Annotated in this window: 13 protein-coding genes and 1 pseudogene; 8 read left to right on the forward strand and 6 right to left on the reverse strand. The window is 41.1% G+C overall.

The window, feature by feature from the left end; genetic code table 11:
• From C7R92_RS32045 to C7R92_RS16160, 4 genes and pseudogenes are all read left to right on the forward strand, one after another.
• A pseudogene (locus C7R92_RS32045) lies at positions 1–737 on the forward strand (transcriptional regulator); the annotation flags it as partial.
• Between the two features lie 1,434 nt (positions 738–2,171).
• Complete coding sequence (locus tag C7R92_RS16150; RefSeq protein ID WP_106834948.1) at positions 2,172–2,825, forward strand: lysozyme inhibitor LprI family protein; 654 nt, start codon at positions 2,172–2,174, stop codon at positions 2,823–2,825.
• A gap of 604 nt (positions 2,826–3,429) precedes the next feature.
• On the forward strand, positions 3,430–4,626 hold the full coding sequence (locus C7R92_RS16155; RefSeq protein ID WP_106834949.1) for a hypothetical protein: 1,197 nt from the start codon (positions 3,430–3,432) through the stop codon (positions 4,624–4,626).
• Positions 4,627–4,632: 6 nt separating this feature from the next.
• Positions 4,633–6,828 carry a tetratricopeptide repeat protein gene (locus C7R92_RS16160; RefSeq protein WP_106834950.1) on the forward strand — a complete coding sequence of 732 codons (2,196 nt, stop codon included), beginning with the start codon at positions 4,633–4,635 and terminating at the stop codon, positions 6,826–6,828.
• Positions 6,829–6,948: 120 nt separating this feature from the next.
• Here C7R92_RS16160 and C7R92_RS16165 read toward each other — a convergent pair whose 3' ends face one another.
• From C7R92_RS16165 to C7R92_RS16190, 5 genes are all read right to left on the reverse strand, one after another.
• Complete coding sequence (locus C7R92_RS16165; protein ID WP_106834951.1) at positions 6,949–8,484, reverse strand: thiol-activated cytolysin family protein; 1,536 nt, start codon at positions 8,482–8,484, stop codon at positions 6,949–6,951.
• A 384-nt stretch (positions 8,485–8,868) separates the two neighbouring features.
• Positions 8,869–9,162: a transporter gene (locus C7R92_RS33280; RefSeq protein WP_106834952.1), complete on the reverse strand. Its 294-nt coding sequence runs from the start codon at positions 9,160–9,162 to the stop codon at positions 8,869–8,871.
• A gap of 204 nt (positions 9,163–9,366) precedes the next feature.
• Entirely contained in the window at positions 9,367–9,810 is a 444-nt protein-coding gene (locus C7R92_RS16180) for a cell wall hydrolase (protein ID WP_106834954.1), read from the reverse strand.
• Positions 9,811–9,934: 124 nt separating this feature from the next.
• A complete protein-coding gene (locus C7R92_RS16185; RefSeq protein ID WP_106834955.1) occupies positions 9,935–10,558 on the reverse strand; it encodes an acetate uptake transporter in 624 nt (207 codons plus the stop codon).
• A gap of 213 nt (positions 10,559–10,771) precedes the next feature.
• A complete protein-coding gene (locus C7R92_RS16190) occupies positions 10,772–11,854 on the reverse strand; it encodes a glycosyltransferase family 28 protein (RefSeq protein WP_106834956.1) in 1,083 nt (360 codons plus the stop codon).
• A gap of 329 nt (positions 11,855–12,183) precedes the next feature.
• On the opposite strand from C7R92_RS16190, the gene C7R92_RS16195 reads away from it, so the two are divergent.
• Positions 12,184–12,978 carry a glycosyltransferase family 8 protein gene (locus C7R92_RS16195; RefSeq protein ID WP_106834957.1) on the forward strand — a complete coding sequence of 265 codons (795 nt, stop codon included), beginning with the start codon at positions 12,184–12,186 and terminating at the stop codon, positions 12,976–12,978.
• A 254-nt stretch (positions 12,979–13,232) separates the two neighbouring features.
• Positions 13,233–14,444, forward strand: a complete 1,212-nt coding sequence (locus tag C7R92_RS16200) for a macrolide family glycosyltransferase (protein WP_069847157.1) — start codon at positions 13,233–13,235, stop codon at positions 14,442–14,444.
• A 50-nt stretch (positions 14,445–14,494) separates the two neighbouring features.
• Here the strand turns inward: C7R92_RS16200 and C7R92_RS16205 are convergent, their stop codons facing one another.
• Positions 14,495–15,808 (reverse strand): hypothetical protein, encoded by a 1,314-nt coding sequence (locus tag C7R92_RS16205; RefSeq protein ID WP_106834958.1) that lies wholly within the window; start codon positions 15,806–15,808, stop codon positions 14,495–14,497.
• Positions 15,809–15,993: 185 nt separating this feature from the next.
• Here C7R92_RS16205 and C7R92_RS16210 point away from each other — a divergent pair, with 185 nt between their 5' ends.
• Both C7R92_RS16210 and C7R92_RS16215 read left to right on the forward strand, forming a co-directional pair.
• On the forward strand, positions 15,994–16,428 hold the full coding sequence (locus C7R92_RS16210) for a HEAT repeat domain-containing protein (RefSeq protein WP_069847153.1): 435 nt from the start codon (positions 15,994–15,996) through the stop codon (positions 16,426–16,428).
• A gap of 145 nt (positions 16,429–16,573) precedes the next feature.
• Entirely contained in the window at positions 16,574–17,089 is a 516-nt protein-coding gene (locus C7R92_RS16215) for an SMI1/KNR4 family protein (RefSeq protein WP_106834959.1), read from the forward strand.
• Positions 17,090–17,135 lie beyond the last annotated feature (46 nt).

Here is a 17,135-nt window from a genome sequence, read left to right on the forward strand (position 1 = left end):
GTTCTCTAGGGGGCTATAGAGAAAAGATTACATTTTATTATAGAATGGCGCTTCATGCTCATAACATTGAGGACTATAACAAATGTATTGAACTGGGGAAAACAGGTCATCTCGAAGATAAGACAAGTAATACGTTAAAAGAACAGGTTGCTTTAGCTATATGCAACTCATACCTATTCTTGGGAAAATATAGTAACTTGGAAGAACACCTGAATATTTATGAAGAATTGAAGTACACGCAGATTATTAAACGGTTGAAGTTTTACCGCGCCATTATTCTATCTCGGACAGGGAAATATAGCGTTGCTATTCCTATGTTGTATCAGTGTGTAGAAGAAGTAACTGATAGTAATCGTTTACATCGAGTAAATATGCTTTTGGAAGCTTTATTTAAAGTCAATGATCTTGATTCAATTAGCAGTATTCTAGGGTCAGAAGAGAGTAAATTATTACTTCAGTACACCGATCCATATCAATATTCCGAACTAGGAAGGTACTACAAATACAAAGGCAGATTTTTGGTTAAGAGGGGTTGTTTTGATGAAGGAATGGAGGCTTATCTAAATAGTATATTGTATTACGCTAAGATAAGTGATTATAAAAGTATTTTGCAATGTTACAATGAGATACATTCTCATCATTACACACATGAAGAAATGATGAAATTGGAACTTATAGGAAATCTAAAAGAAGTATATAATGAGGTATATAAGGAAAGCGAAGCGAGGGATGAATGATGAAAAAGTTAGTAATGAATATTGTAACCTGTTCTGTTATAATCTCGTTCTCTGTCTTGACAGTAACTACTCCTAATGTTAGGAATGAAATTGAACATGGAACCAACGTTTCTCCAATAAAAACTATAAAGTTATATTCGGATAATCCCGGACATTAATAAACGAAATCCAAAGGGGAAAGTGATGAACAGGCTTCTCATGCATATATTTATGACGGTGTTCTTAGTTGCTGTGCCTCTAACTATTCAAGCAAATGAGGTGCAAAACATTCCAAACCATTCTCAAGTAGTTTCCTATGGCACTGACCCAGGGTGGTAAAATCGGATGCTTTGTTCTTGTGTAACAAAAGCACTTTTACAACTATTGCCAAGGTGCTTTTATTCATCTTCTCGGCACAAATATCAACAATACCTACTGAGACGAAAAGGATGCATCTGTCGAGAGCTAATCTAGGATATTACTTAGCGAATACTGCCACATCGGAAGCTTGTCTATTTTACGCAAACCACACATGTGGAGTGTACAGTGTTACTTAAATTAAAAGGGGCTTCCGATTAAGCCCCTTGCAATAGTTCGCTCATTTCCTGAGGGTGAGCAATATTGTAATGAATCTTGATAGAGCCATCTTGATGGACTTCTATCTTTTCAATTACATGATGGAGCAATTGTTTTAGAACTTGTTCATCATCAATGTCAAGCTGTGCAAACAGCGCAATTTTCTTTTGAAAGGCACGGAATTGTTCTTCCGTGTCTTTTTGCGTTTCGAGAATGGTTTCTAATTCCGCTTTGCGTTTGGCAAGGACATGTTGTTCTTCCTGATTGCGTTGATTTTGGCATTAAACTGCTCAAGGGTAAGAGCCTGATTTGAGAAGAGGGTTATTAGTCCCTGAACATTCTTCTCTAACTGTTCTAGTTGCTTATTCAGCTTGTTCAACTCTTTTATTAGTGCGGATTGTTTTAGACCGACATTCCCTTTTACAGCATCGAATAGCCTGTCCAATCTGACGTTACTGCCAATCAAAGGTTCACTTTACCGTGAACTTAATCGGAGGAAGCAGGAAGCAACAAAATCGACTGAGACAATCTGAGAGCCTTTGAGGGGCTGTATAAAGGACTAATAGAAGCAGAGCCACCAAAAAAAATGGGCGGCTCTTTTATTGTCCTCTACAGGGCATGTATAGGCTTCTAATTAGACCCCACCCAGTGCCGAATGATTTACATTTTAATGTTGCGGCAGAGTTTACCCTCGTTTGTTCCGTACCAAATTATTTAAGAATTTGTTGTACGCACAAGGTCCTTTCTTAAAGTTACGCGCAGGATAGTTCAAAAGTTTTCGAGAATACCCTACATATGGGATTATTTAGGAAGTTCGTGAATAAGACGTTATGCGCCATTACCGGTAAATAGTAAAGATAATATTTAAGGAGATAATTTATGAAAGGTAAGATACTCTTATTACTTTTTATTACGATAATGTTTTCATCTTGTCAAAATATTAGTCAATCGACTACTTTGAACAGCGAAACTAAATCAATAATGAATTCGGAACTGCCTCCTGATGTAGTGAGTACAGGTAATGGAACAGAATCGAAAGAAATAACTGAAGGTCGATCAGATCCTTCTAACAATGAAGTGTTATCCATGAACATTGGGAACTATGAATTGAAAGGAGAATTTTATGATGAAATGCTTCGAAATCCTATCGATCATGATTATGAAGTGGAATTTAATGAACTTCAAAATTCCAAAGAGATAATTACAACATTGCAATGGGGGGCTTTGGAAAGCAAATATACAGAGATTTGGGATAAGGAGTTGAATCAAATATATAAAAAGTTTCTTTCTAAGTTGGATAGAGAACCAAGAGAAGCACTAATTGAATCGCAGAAAGAATGGTTACAGTATCACTTAAGGGAAACAAAATTTGTAGAGAAAACATTTATTGATAATCGTTACCTTGGATCACAAGGATCGGTAAGCCTGGGCAGGGCTATACGGGAGAGAATTAGGGAAAGAACAATGCAATTATTTGAATATCGATATTTGCTAGATCGTGAAGTTGAGTTTTTATACCAAAGTAAAAAATAGAGTTGGAATCTTGATCAAAGGTTTTTAGGTGATGCTTCGAAGACAGTAACGGCGCATAACAATGTATTCACGCTGCGGGGCTAGTACCCCTACTGTCTACTCGTCACATGTGGAGTGCTGTACACTGTTAGTACGGAAAAATGAAAGCAAGAAGCATTGGTGTCTAGACCCTTCCTAAATGTGGAAGGGTTATTTCGTAATAAATTTAATTCATCATGGAAGCGATAAGACTCTTAAGATATAAAGGGTGGGATTGGAAAAGAATCCCAATTTACCTACCTTAGTTTTCTTGTATTTTCCTGAAAATATTTTATTTTCAAAAAAATCAAAAGATTATTGACAGTCAGAAAATTACAAGCTATCATTACCAGTATATACCATACATTCGCGAATATGGTATAAATAACAATTTATCGGAGGCATTATTATGAAAAAAATTACTGTGCAAAAAACCGAGCCTGTAAAATTGACTTCAGTAGCTAACACAATGTACGACTGCACTTGCGAGCAGGCATAAAGATTTTTCAGTAACATTGAAAAAGTGGGGCATTTGCCCCTCTTTTTCAATTATAAAGATAGCATGACAACATCCGGGAGGAAAGTCATGAACGAAAATCGCATGATCCAATTACACCCGTTAACATTTCTGGAGGATAAGCAAGGAGTCCTGATTGGGCGGTTTGGGACGGATACGTTTGCTGTTTTTCCTGAGGATGGAGCAGCACTTGTACGAAAACTGCAAGAGGGCATGGGGGTTGCCGAAGCGCATTCCTGGTATCAAGATACCTATCACGATGAAGTGGACATGGATGATTTTTTGCAGACATTACGTGACCTGACATTTATTTGTGATGTTGAGGAAAAGGAAACGAAAGCGCAGAAAGTATCGGGGCAATGGTTGGGTAAGCTAGCTTTTTCTCCACTTGGTTGGCTGATTTATGGTGCCATCATAACCTGTGCCTTGTGGTTGTTATACCAATATCCACAGATTCGTCCGGGTCGACAAAGCATCTTATTTTCCGAATACGCCATGGTGATTTTTCTTGGCATGACGATCGGTCAGATTCCAGGGATCTTGTTTCATGAATGGATGCACATGCTTGCCGGACGAAGACTGGGTATCCCGTCAGAACTAAGTATAGGCAGAAGAATGTACTTTTTGGTCTTCACTTCTTCCATGCCAGGTATTTGGGGATTCCCAATACGAAAGCGTGTTCTTCCATTTTTAGTTGGAATGTTCGGTGATATTTTGTGGTATTCCTTATTGGTGATCGTTGCTGGTGCAATTTGGATAAATACAGGTGAGAAGACAATCATAGCTGCATATTGTATGGGACTAGCATTTACAACACTGTTGCGTTTCTTCTGGCAATTTTATTTTCATCTTCAAACAGATATCTATTATTTAATGATTACGATGTTAGGGTGTGTAAATCTTCAGGAGGCTACACGTTCCTATTTGAAAAATATATGGTATGGACTAATTGGAAAAAAGAACATGATGGTCGATATGTCCAAGTATACGGAACGGGATCATCAGGTAGCGAGATGGTACAGCTTTTTTTACGCAACTGGCTGGATGATGATGACAGGAATGATGCTCTATATGATTCCGGTCGCTATTCAACTTTTAACGAATATTTTTCTCTCCATATTTACAGGAGAAGATATGAAATTCTGGGATTCCGTTGTTTTCTTGTCTATAACGGGAGTCCAGTATGGAATTGTATTTTATCTATACCTAAAAGAGCGTAGAAACAAAAGGGAAATTCGGAATTTATCAATGGAACAGAGGGGATGAGTCGAAATGAAACAATCGATTACACACCAATGGCTGATTGGATCTCGACGCAGCGACCGAGAAAAGAAGTACTTCGAAGAGCAATATTCCACATGTTATGTCAGCAATTGTCATTGCAATCTTAGAGGACCCTATACAGGTACTGGTGACCTTCTGCGCCAGATTATTCCAGAAGCTTATTCGAAGTGGCCAGACCTGATTTTATCACACGGCATCGAGATCTTATCCATAGCACCAGAACTGAAAGCAGTTATTCCTGTTAGTGTAGAAACACTTACCTCTCTTGCTATTCCGAAAGAGAGAACACGTTATTATTCGAAATTGCGTACACTTCGCATGTCGAATGGTTTGATCGATCTTTTATTGGCATTAGCGAATCGGGAACGAATGGGAAAATTGACCCTGGTTTTTGAAAATGTGCAGGCCTGTGATCAACTTGATGCAGAATTTATAAGTACACTTCTGCGTCGTGCGAAGTCTGACCTGATTCAGGTGATCGTAAGTTCAAGTGAAATAGCGGAAAAGGAAGCCCTGAAAAAGGCGTTACAAACGTATACGGAGCCTGCTACTATTCTTTCTGACATCGAACAAGATAGGGGGATAGTAAATCTATCTGACGAACAGCGACTTGAGCTAACGAAACGATACATATTTTCTGACTGCACATCAGATTGTGAGCAGGAATTGCTCGCCTATGAAGCAACTCCTATTGAAATTCGTCAGAGCCTTCACGAAGAGCGGGCAGAATCTCTTATAAAAGAAGAGCAGTGGTCACTGCACTTAGGCGCCATTCCGTTTCATCTGGAGCGCGGTACTTCTGAGAAATCAGCAAGCGAAGCGTTGTTTAAAGCAGTTAGTTATAGCATTAACATGGGTTTTTACGATGCGACTATCGATATGAGCCTACGTGGCCGGAAACTGACGAATTGGAGCAGCGAATTTGATAATAGCCGGTATTTTACAATGAAAATGGCTACGTCTCTGGCTGCATTGGGTGAAACTGATGATATACCGACGCTTTTAGGAGAAGTGTACGCAAACACTGATGATTTTAGAGTTCATATGCAAATTTCATATGGATTTTCCATGTACTATACGAGGCATCACCGAGAACGAGAACACGAGAAGGCGAAAGAATGGATACAAAAAGCCATTGATTTGGCAGAATTGATTGAAGATGAAAAAGAACGTGCATTTCAACAAGTATTTAACCAAAATGGATTGGCTTTAGTAGAGTTACATATGGATAATCCTGAAGAAGCGCTTCGATTGGTTACGGAAGGATGGCAAAGGTTAAATCAGGATCTTGCTCCTGATGAACATATGTTGCATCGCTCGGTGTTGCTTCATAATAAAGGGCTGATTTACGTAGCTTTAAAAAGGTTTGAAGAAGCAGCTGAAACATTTAGCCAAGTGATACAGATTGATTCCAATTATCCAGAATATTACTTTGATCGTGGAAACCTTTATAGCCGAATGGGGCGACTGGATGAAGCCATTGAAGATTATAACCAAGCGATAAAGCTTAGTCCTCCGTTTCCAGAGGTTTATTTCAATCGAGCTACTGCCTTCAATCGTCTTGGAGATGTGGAGAAAGCAATGGCGGACTATGACTACTTGCTTGATATAGACCCCGAAAATCTTGATGGATTACTTAACAGAGCTACATTATTGTATCAAGTGGAGAAATTCGAAATGGCCCGAAAAGATGCTGAATTCGGTTTAGAAATAGAGCCTGATCATGCGCGGCTCCTGTGTACACTAGGTTTAATTGAAATGTCGGATGGCAATAATGATCAAGCACTAAAAACGTTTACCGCTGCCCTAAACAAGGATAGGGAAATGATGGCCGCTTGGACAAACAGGGCTGTCCTGTACTATGAGATGGGGGAGTATGACAGGGCCATAGCTGATCTAACTGAAGCTATTGCACTAGAGAAAAATGGAACCGTCCTTTACAACCGTGCATGGGTCTATGAAGCACAGGAGGAGTGGCAATTATCCATTTCCGATTATACAGAGGCCTTTGCGTTTTCTGATGCAGACGAACAAGATATTTACTATCGGAGAGGTTTGTGTTTTATCAAAATGGGTGATAGGGAACTTGGCACGGAAGATTGGAACAAGCATCTCATGTTTGGAGAATCACCGCATGTGAATGAAATGATGCAACTGTTACCCTCCCTGTTCGTTTCGAAATAATGAATAGGGCAAGCAATGTGAGGAGCATCCAGTAACGGCTATTCATTTGAATTAGGAATAAGAAAAAGAAAAACGGCTGAAGTCCTTAATAAAAAGGATTTCAGCCGTTTCTTTTCTCAACTAATTAAATGTAATACCGCCTGTTGGATTTAATGTCGTTCCGCCAATTTCAACTTTAATTTCACTAGTTAATGGAACATTGTGTTCATCAATAACGGTTCTCCACCACTCCCAAGCAAGGCCGGTACATTCTTTCGCAAAAATCCTTATATTTTTTGCATTAGGCGGCAGAGGAATGACTGTATTGAAAGGAGCTGTTCTGTCTTGGTTGCTTCCTTCCCACGTCTTATGTGTTAGTACTTCTTCACCATTTTCATCATAGGAAACTTCATCCCAGGAGACATCAAATTGAGCGACATACCAGCCATAGTGACCAAGGGATATTTTGCCTTTCGAATATTCTGTAACTGTAGTCTCAATATAATCTGTATTGTTATGAACGGCAGCAATTGCATTATCTTTTAAGAAAACACTTGTATATGAGATTGGGTATGCTGGGTTCTTTAGGCTAAATTCCGCATTATCTTTAATGATATTCCGGATTTCACTAAAGTCTTTTGTAACGACTTTGTTATGCTCTTGTGAATCTCCGCCTAATACGACAGCTGTAAAGGAACTGTCTTCATAAATATCCTTATACTCGGCATTCGTTTCTACACTGCCTTTATTCTGAAGCAAGGCTTTAAATGCTGCTTTTACGTCTTTGCTCTTAGAGGTTGTTTCTAATTTCACATAAATGGTTCTACCATAAGCTACATTTGATACCATTACAGGCGGGGATTGATCACTTACCCCTTTACGTTTTAAATCTTTAAAAGTAACACTATCCTCAAAAAGATCGGATGGATCGTTAGGCAGTTCCGCACTTACCGTATAAAATATTTGTTTATATGCCGCCACCATCACTTTTTTCTCTCCACTAGAAATCGCATTAAAGTCAATTCCCAATGTAGAATCAAGATATTTAGCGTTAACATTTAGAGCACTTCCGATTTGAGATTTGCTATAAACCATTGATTCTGCATACTGCAATCGCGCAGGTAAAGTATGTGTTGCTGAATACTCATCGCTCCATTTAGAAACAAGCTCATCTACTGCTCCAGACACATTTCCGTATGTTGGATTATCCACAGTAATTGAATTTTCCTTTTTCAAACCTGGTAAATCAATACTAATAGTCAAAGGTTTTCTTGGTACGAGTAATAGACTAGGTTTATTTTCTGTAAAAGCTTGATTGGCAAGTTGTAATGCTCCTGGGTAAGTGCGATTAGTCATAGAATCAATAATGGAAATATCGACTGGAGAAGTTGCAAGTGACTTCTTTTTACGTTCGATGACGATAAACTTACCTTTTGGATTGATTCCTTCTTTTGGAACAAAACTATCTATCTCATCACCACTTACTGCTAAAACTTCGTCATTATCATAGTCTAAGTCTGCTATACCGGTATTAATGTCATCAGCGTTGCTTGATTCACTGACTGAACTAGAATCATCTGTTTCGGCAAAAGAGATAACTGGATAATTTACAGTAGCGAAAATAACAGATAAACTAGCGATTAATTTGAAAATTCTAGTATGATTTCGTTTCTTCATAAGATATCCTCCTTTGAGATGTGAGCATAACGTCAAATAAATATGCTCACAGTAAATATTTTCCGGAATACTAACTATATCGGTCGTTTCGGAAATAATCTTTAGATTTAACCAGAAAAAGTATATGGTAGGGCATATCTTACAGCTATGGAAGCCATTTAACAAATGGTGTACAAAAAAATAGCCGTTCGATTAGAACGACACTTTGGGTGAGTAGTTATGGTGGAGGAGTAGGCAGCTTAAATAGGCTGCACGTTAACGACAAAGATCGTGCAGCCTATGAATTCGCGAGACAGGTTGAATCAATCCCTGGCTGTGTTGCCAAATTCAAAGTATACGTATCCTGTGTATCGAATCGGTGTAAAAGGGAAGGGAGCCGTGGCTTTACAAGCATGTAAATGCAATAATTAACCGTAAATCAAATCCAGTTTGTCTCCAAGACCTCCCCGTCCATCTAAACCCTGCAACCGATCTAGAACCTATAAAAACGGGGAAAAACCAGAATTGCTCTCCATTTACAAGCCAAAGATACGTAAAACGAAACAAACAACCTTCAATAGCCCTTGGATCAATTCGAAAGGGAGCGGGTTGTGGGGGGATGAACGATGGGGGAGGAGTTAACGGCTCTGGTACTTGTTGTGCTCCTGGCGGCTGACCCGGAGGTGGCCGAAATGCCATGAAAAATCTCTCCTTTTACAATGAATTCTCAACAGTGTATGTTCAACCCAAAAATAATGATTGGGCAGGCCACACCTATGGATGTGACTCGCGTATGATACGTAGCGAATCATGCATGATCACATTCCCGCGCGAGCTTACAAAAAAACTGCCCCTTTTTTCGCTTGGGGCAGTGTAATGTCTGGGCTGTTTTCGCCCATAAAATTAAAAAGTATTATATACATTTTCACATTCTTTCGCGGTCGGCTCATAAAAACAATGAAGCTTGTATCGTCCTACGTGCGGCTGATTATACCAGGTTGGCGGACAAGGCAGGGGATTTTGCGCCGTTCCCGGACGAAAATACCAGAGGGAGAATTTGCCCGGCCAATGCCGCTCCCCATTCACAGCCCGTCGTGCCAGACGGCGTTCTTTCTCTCTAGACCTTTGGTAGTACATACCATGTTGCAGAGCTTCAAACGCATGCGGCTGGTTGATCATTTGGGGAATGGTTCGGATTCCTTTAAAATCGGAGCAATTCGCTCTTACTCGGTTAACGCCAACATTTCCAACAAGGAGCATACCCATTTCGCCTTCACCCACAGCTTCGGCTCGAAGCAACCTTGCCAACATGTCAATATCACTGCTCCTGGCTTTTACGACTGCCATCGGCTCACCTCTTTAGATTGTTCTAGGCACATTATATTGTAGATGAAACGGATATGTTACGCTGCTTTTCAACGAATAGAAAAAGCCGCCCCCGCGCAGAACAACGCGAAGAGCGGCTACCAAACTAAGAACGATCTTTAAAAATCCCAAACGGACGACCAACAGGAAGGAATACTCTACCAAAGTGATTATTCAACACCGCTGCCCCTGTACCGTAGAAGGAGAGAAGAGCGATTCCCATTTCAGCATAAGCAGCCATTGGTTTGAATACGCCAGAAGCAACACCAAAAGCATCAAAAGTCAGGCCCACGAACAAAACGTCGATCAGGACGAAGATAAAGAACAATACTTTGTGAGTCTCCATCGATCCAATCGTCATCAGAATGGAGAAGATGAGATATCCAGCGAAGGCAAAGCCGAGCTGTGCACCGTCAGCATTAGCAGCGAGTGTCTCACCGAATACACCGAGCTTCACAAGCCAACTGCTTGCCGTCGCAAACCAGAAGAATGCATACGCCCCAAAAGCGGTCGTCCCGAATGTGTTGTTGTGCTTCGCATCGAGGATAGAGGCGTAGAGTTGGGCAAAAGCACCGAGGAAGATGGCCCAAGGGATCACGAGTCCAAGACCTTCTGTCAGCCCAAGCTTTTGCGAAGAAGCTACGAACGTAACGATAGCCAGTCCGAACAAACCGATCGCGCTCGGATCGGCTGTGACGATTTTGACGTTGGTATGTTGTTGACTGTTCATGATAGTAGTAAAAGCCTCCAATATTATCAGGGTAAACCTGTGAAAGATTTGGACCTTCTGCCGATAGCAGAGTAGCACTGATATATTCTAATCGAAAATATACTCGGCGCATAGAAGGGAATTTTGCGGGGATATGAGCGAAAGTAAGAGGACTGTCTTAAGTAGAAATTGATCTTCTACCTAAGACAGTCCTCCTTGTTTGCTTCAAAGTCATCAGTCCTTATTTCCAAATGAGCGATATGGCGTCAAGCGCAAGAGATCTTCCTGTCTTTTTAGCAATTTCGATAGCGGGATCTGGTATGCCATTTCGATAATTTTGCTTGCGACCTCAGCGCCGTTGGTAGGGATAAGACGAAATCTTTTTTGAATGACCTCTTTATTTCCTAAAGCATACTCGATCTTTGGTACAATCTCTTCCGGTTCCTGGATCGATATCTGATCACTATTGGCTATTTCTCGCAGCATATCTATTTTTTGCTCGCGTTCCGCATCATCCGGCGGAAGGAAAAGCAATGGGGTTCCTGTAGAGATGCAATCTCCTAAAATGCCCATGCCCGGTTTGCTAATGACCAGACTGGCCGCCTGTACAAGGTTTTTGCCATTCGGGATGAGAGGGGCTTTGATGATTCTTTCATCGAATGGGTAATCTTCATCTGCCAATTGGCCAGCTATAACAAATCGATAGCGGCTGGCAAGTGAGTTTATTTGATCATACCACTTCACGATCTGTTCATAACGGTTAGCGAGTCCGCCCCCCATGTGAACCAAAATAAACGACTCGTTCTGCTGAAGACCTAACATGCGTCGCACTTCTTCCGGTGACTGGCTGATTTCCCTGGTGATTAAAGGAATCGGGATGTAGATGCAGTTCATTTGCGGATGGGTCTGCTTAGGCGGAATAAGATTCATGTGCAGAAAGATATCGGAGTGATTGGCGATTTCTACAATGCGATTTTTATATTCCTGCATGGGAGCTGAATCATTTTTACCGATGATAAAGTCACTGTGATAGAGGGTCACTACCTTTGTGTTTCCACCGACCTTCCCCTCACTGCGAAATCGAGGCACATCGGAGCGCCAATCATTTATTAATAGTGTGGTTTGTTTACCATCCTCGAATTTTTTGGATTTAAAGGCTTTCAACTGAACGTCATTGTGCAGGTTTTTCGATAAATAGCCATGTGTTTCCCGAAAGGCAAACACGTGAATAGGAAGATGGTGTTGCTGCAATTTTTCCGTTATGCTAATGCATCTACCGAGATGGCCCATACCTCTGCCAACCACAAAGGAGATCATATTTCATCACCCTTTTAAATAGGTACTTTCTTGTTCCCTGTCTGTCTGGAGCTTGGACAAATTACCCCCATAACGCTCTTATGGGATAAGGTCATTACCGAATTCGAGTCGTTCCTCACAGCTTATATATTTTATGGGGATGGATAGAACATGCTCTAGTCGTATAACGGTTTTCTGATCGATCACAGAAAAAAGCCGCATTAGCGGAGGCTTGCAGCTGTGAATTGTGCTCCCATCTAGAAATAATTAGGTATTTTCATCACACAAACCAACGCTGTCCATGAATAGTGTGTATATATAGCTCAATAAGGATATGGGGTGGGAGAATAGTGGGCACGATTCATATTGTAACAGCCGTTAATGATGGTTTTGCTATCCATCTCGCAGTCATGTTATATTCCCTTTTTGAAAATAAAGTTTCTAAAAACCCAGTCACCGTTCACGTTATTGACAGTCAAGTCTCAGGGAAAAATAAATCCATCTTAACGAAAACTGTGAAACGATTCCATGCTCAAATCAAATATGTAACTATTGATCCGACCCTATATGATGGATTCCTCGTCCGTGATCATCTTACGCAGGAAACCTATCATCGAATTTCTATTCCAGACCTGCTGGACAAAGAAGTTGAAAAAGTGATTTATTTGGACAGTGATATCGTTATTAAAGAAGACATCACTCCATTATGGAACACCAATGTTGATCATTACTTACTTGCAGCTGTGAAGGATTCTTGGCAAGGGGTAAACAAATTAAGACATGCCGATCTGGCTATTCCGGATGACTGTGATTACTTTAATGCGGGAGTATTAGTCATGAATTTGAAAAAATGGAGAGAGCATAACATCACGAACAAGATTTTGGATTACATGAAAAAGAACCAAAGTCTTATTCGTTATCCCAGTCAAGATCCGATGAATGCGATTCTTCATGATAGTTGGCTCCAACTCGATACAAAGTGGAATTATCAGTCCAAGCATCTTTATAAAAGCAACCTGCGATTAGACCCGGCCATTATTCACTATACAGGGGAGGATAGCAAACCGTGGTTGAGTAAAAAGCACCCGCTTCGAGACGAATATTTTAAATATCTCAAAAAAGTACAGAAGTTAAACTCCTTGTAGGCATCGGGTTTTTGGGGCTTTCCTAATTAAATAGTATGGTTGGAAATCCCTTCACATGGAGAAATGATAGCTGGAGGGATTTTTGTGTTGGGATTTTTTGGGTATATAAAGGTTTATACACGATACTAAACATCTTCATATAAAATATTGAACAAATTATGAAATATTTGGATTTTAACCATTTTCATCAGATATCTAACCTATAATGAAATGGAAACATTTTCTAATTGGATATTCTTTTGGAGGTGGAGTGAGTGGCACGCGTATTGTATGTTACGATTCCAGCAGATGGTCACGTGAATCCTACATTGGGATTAGTGAAGCAGTTAGTCGACAACGGAGAAGAAGTCGTCTATATGTGTTCAGAAGAATATCGGGATAGGCTTGCCCAGACTGGGGCGCAATTCCGCGCTTATCAATTGGATGAACCAGTATTTCGTGATTTAGGTTTTAACCCAACAGAATTCAAACACCCGCTTCATTTCACCGATTTTATGCTCCGAGGCATTATTGAACTCCACATTCCAGAGATTCTCCGGCAGATCGAAACCGATTCATTTGATTACCTCATTTTCGACTCCTTATTCGGCTGGGGAGGGGCAATTTTAGGGGAGAAGTTAGGAATCCCGACGATCTGCTCCGTAACCAACCTGGCTTTTGCTGAACCGCTCAGCCAGATTGTAGAAGTATTTGATGCAAGTGATGTAGATGTGAATGCACTTTATGAACGAGTGACGCAGACTGCACAAAGCATTGCTCGTATATGCAACGTACCCGTACCTGCCATTGAAGATATTACCCGCCAGTTTGGGGACATGAAGATTGTCTTTACCAGCCGTGAATTCCAGCCAGATGCTGACAAGCTGGACGATAGTTACATTTTCACAGGACCTTCGATTACATCGCGTCCGGATGCTCCTTCTTTTCCGTTTGAAAAGCTTCGCTCGCCACACGATAAGGTCGTATACATTTCTATGGGCAGTATTTTGACCAAAGATGTGGAATTGTACAAACTGTGCTTTGCAGCCTTTCAAGATATCCCGGCTCAATTCGTACTGTCTTGCGGAAGAGACACAGAGCTGGAGTCGTTCGGAGACCATATTCCGCCCAACTTCATCGTTGAGCCGTACGTTCCTCAACTGGAAGTGCTCCAGCAAGCCGATGCTTTTATTACACATGCTGGCATGAACAGTACGAGTGAGGCTCTCTATTTTCATGTGCCACTCGTCATGATTCCATTAAGCTCTGATCAACCGATTGTGGCGAAGCGGGTGGAGGAGCTGGGAGCGGGAATTATGTTAGATAGAGGGCAGCTTACACCGACAGCTTTGAAGGATGCTTTGCTACAAGTGTTGAACGAATCGACCTATAAAGAGCGTGCGATGCAGGTAGGGGATTCCTTGCGTAACGCTGGCGGATACAAAGAAGCTGCAAGACGTATCATGGAGATGTTCGTGCCTGATTAAAAATGAAAAGCTTCTTGCCTCCTTAATCATGAGAGGCGAGAAGCTTTTTCCTATAACTTTTTCCATATATTGAAATTGAGCCATTCCTCTTGAAGCACGTCTTGGCCATTGAGGTTAAGCAATGGGCCGAACCACAGCTTGAAATCCTTGTTCTTGTCAAAATGCTCCGCTGGAACCAAAATGACCAGCATGCTTTCCACACTTTCACCTGCTTTTAACTCGTCCTTGACTGTGGGGGTCAATCCGTTTGCGGCTTTTACAGTGGCTTTGGAATCGGGCAAATCAAGCGTCGCCTGCAAGCTGCTGACTTTAACCGTTTGCGCCGAGGTATTATCGATTCGGTATTTGGCTGTCAGGGCGACAATCCCTTTATCGCTGAACCCTTGAAAAGACTTAACGTAAGCAGGCTCAATCGTCAGCTTTGCCCATTGATACCCTTGCAGTGTAATTTTGATGTTGTCATACTGATCGCTCTTGTTTGGCTTGAAGGTAAAGAGTACTTGTTTTTTGGCTATTTTTTTGGTGGTGAGAAAATCAGTATAAGGCGGTTCAGGAGGCTGAGGTTTCGCGGCGTTACCATCCGCGAGCAAAAAGTCTCGACCTCCGATGCGCAGCATTTTGGGACTTGGCTGTTCAGGTAGGAAAAATAGGAGCTTTTTCGTTTTGCCATCCTTATAGGTTAGAGAGAGAGTATAATTTACGATCTGATAGGTTCCGGATGCTTTGGACTCTGATCCGACGCTAGTAGAAGTGCCCGAATTATCTCCTGTACTGGAACCATCTGTGGTGACGCCCACGATGCTGTTGTCCACAAAGGTACCGTCTTTATTGAATACATAGGTGATCGAGCTTGCGTATCCGGTGCCAAGAACGTTGGAGGAATAGCTGAAAGACTCGTACTTGCCCTGAAGCTTCAGTCCAGTGGAGGGGGCATATTTGATGAATTTTCCACCATTGATTTCCAGTTCGTTTGTCGATTTGACCTTGAACGTATACGATTTTCCGTTACTGAGCGTGAGTTTGTTTCCTTTGATTTGATAGGTCAAACATGTATTTTTACTGCAATTAAGTGCATCTATTCCGCCATCTGGAAATGTTGTTGCCACCTGCTTATCGTTGATGAAGTAAAAATACTCCCAGCACAACGAGGAGCATCCTCTTGCTCCACCCACATCCATTTCCCATTTTGCATAAAAGCCTTTTGGTGCGACTTTGGCTGCAGCTACAACATTTGTGTTTGTGGATGCGTCAGATTCCTTGCCCTGTGCCCCTTCTACAGTTGGCACAAAGAGCAACAGTATGGCAGAGATCATCATTGCGCTGATCACCCAAAGGGATATTTTCTTCTTCCTGACTGCTAACAATAGGCAACCCTCCATTTTCCTCTCGATGGATAGAAGACAGATGAAATGGCGAAATTCCGTTCATTTTATTCATGGGATGACGGGAACAGACCTAGTTTCGAGGAATTTATATGTGATCAGGTGGTGTTATTCGTGTGACGTAGTGTCATAATAGAAGGATGATAGTCAGAAGGAGATAGATTCGATTGAATAATACTGAAATCAAAAATGAGTTTCCCCTAAACTTTGAGGAATTAAAGAAAGCTGCTAATCGAACATCAAATTGGAGAGAGCGCTTAGAGGCTGTTGAAGAATTAGGGCAGTGGAAGCATGAGCAAACGATTCAATTACTGAAGCGTATCGTGGAAAATGATACGGTGTACAAAGTGCAAGAGACTGCTTTTCATAAACTGAAAGCCTTTGGGGAAGGTGTTCGATTACCTGCTCAGAAAAAAGGCGACTTGATCAAAGGAGCAACGAAAGCCTTGGTAAGAATTAAGAAAAGCTTGCCAAAAGGCCATACGTTTGAGGAGTTCAAAGAGAAGCTGCAAAAAATGAGAAGCGATATATATGATACGTACGAGGGTGAAAAAGGTGCTGATTTTGATCAGTGGCTAGAAAGCACATGGGCCTCGTTATAGAAAGAACAGTAGACATGGAATGAGTTGCAAAGGAAGGGGATCACGCCCCTTCTTTTTGTTTTTCTGGTTTCAACGAAATGTAAGAATTACCGATATAAGTAAAGCGGTGCAATGATTGCGAAATTCTTTCACAGGGAGTAATGACATGACAATTCCAAAGCATGTAACATTTGAAAGTTGCACAGAGAAAATAGACATCCAAGATATCGAGGAAGTAGAAGCTGCCTTGGGCGTACGATTTCCCAAAGATTTTGTAGAGTGCATGCTTGAGAATAATGAAGGATGTCCTGTTCCTTGTGTCTTTGATTACGAGGAAGGAGAAGGTAAAGTATTTCATACATTCTATAGCCTTAGTAGTAAGGTTGGGAGTTACTATATCTTAACAGCACACGAGGATCTTAAGGTTTGTGTACCTGACGGAGTGATCCCAATCGGGTATGATGCTGCCGGTAATTACATTTGCTTTGACTATAGTAACGGAAAACATGCTGAACCAATCGTTGTTTTCGTACATCACGAATTCTTGATCACAGAGGAAGACCTGTATGAGGGTGAAATAGAAGAAAAATCATTGGAAGAATGGCAAAGAGATGCGATCTCCCCAGTGGCTGAAACATTTACAGAATTCTTATCGAAGCTGTATGAAGGCGGAGACGAATAACTAAGGAAAAGCCTCGTGGACATGTATGAAGTGCACCCCTTAGAAT

This window comes from Brevibacillus porteri, from assembly GCF_003013475.1.
Taxonomy (GTDB): domain Bacteria; phylum Bacillota; class Bacilli; order Brevibacillales; family Brevibacillaceae; genus Brevibacillus; species Brevibacillus porteri.

Bases quoted from the DNA above. Each gene is read 5' to 3' on its own strand.
- C7R92_RS16150 (WP_106834948.1), top strand. From the start codon at position 2,172: ATGAAAGGTAAGATACTCTTATTACTTTTTATTACGATAATGTTTTCA.
- C7R92_RS16155 (WP_106834949.1), top strand. From the start codon at position 3,430: ATGAACGAAAATCGCATGATCCAATTACACCCGTTAACATTTCTGGAG.
- C7R92_RS16160 (WP_106834950.1), top strand. From the start codon at position 4,633: ATGAAACAATCGATTACACACCAATGGCTGATTGGATCTCGACGCAGC.
- C7R92_RS16165 (WP_106834951.1), bottom strand. From the start codon at position 8,484: ATGAAGAAACGAAATCATACTAGAATTTTCAAATTAATCGCTAGTTTA.
- C7R92_RS33280 (WP_106834952.1), bottom strand. From the start codon at position 9,162: ATGGCATTTCGGCCACCTCCGGGTCAGCCGCCAGGAGCACAACAAGTA.
- C7R92_RS16180 (WP_106834954.1), bottom strand. From the start codon at position 9,810: ATGGCAGTCGTAAAAGCCAGGAGCAGTGATATTGACATGTTGGCAAGG.
- C7R92_RS16185 (WP_106834955.1), bottom strand. From the start codon at position 10,558: ATGAACAGTCAACAACATACCAACGTCAAAATCGTCACAGCCGATCCG.
- C7R92_RS16190 (WP_106834956.1), bottom strand. From the start codon at position 11,854: ATGATCTCCTTTGTGGTTGGCAGAGGTATGGGCCATCTCGGTAGATGC.
- C7R92_RS16215 (WP_106834959.1), top strand. From the start codon at position 16,574: ATGACAATTCCAAAGCATGTAACATTTGAAAGTTGCACAGAGAAAATA.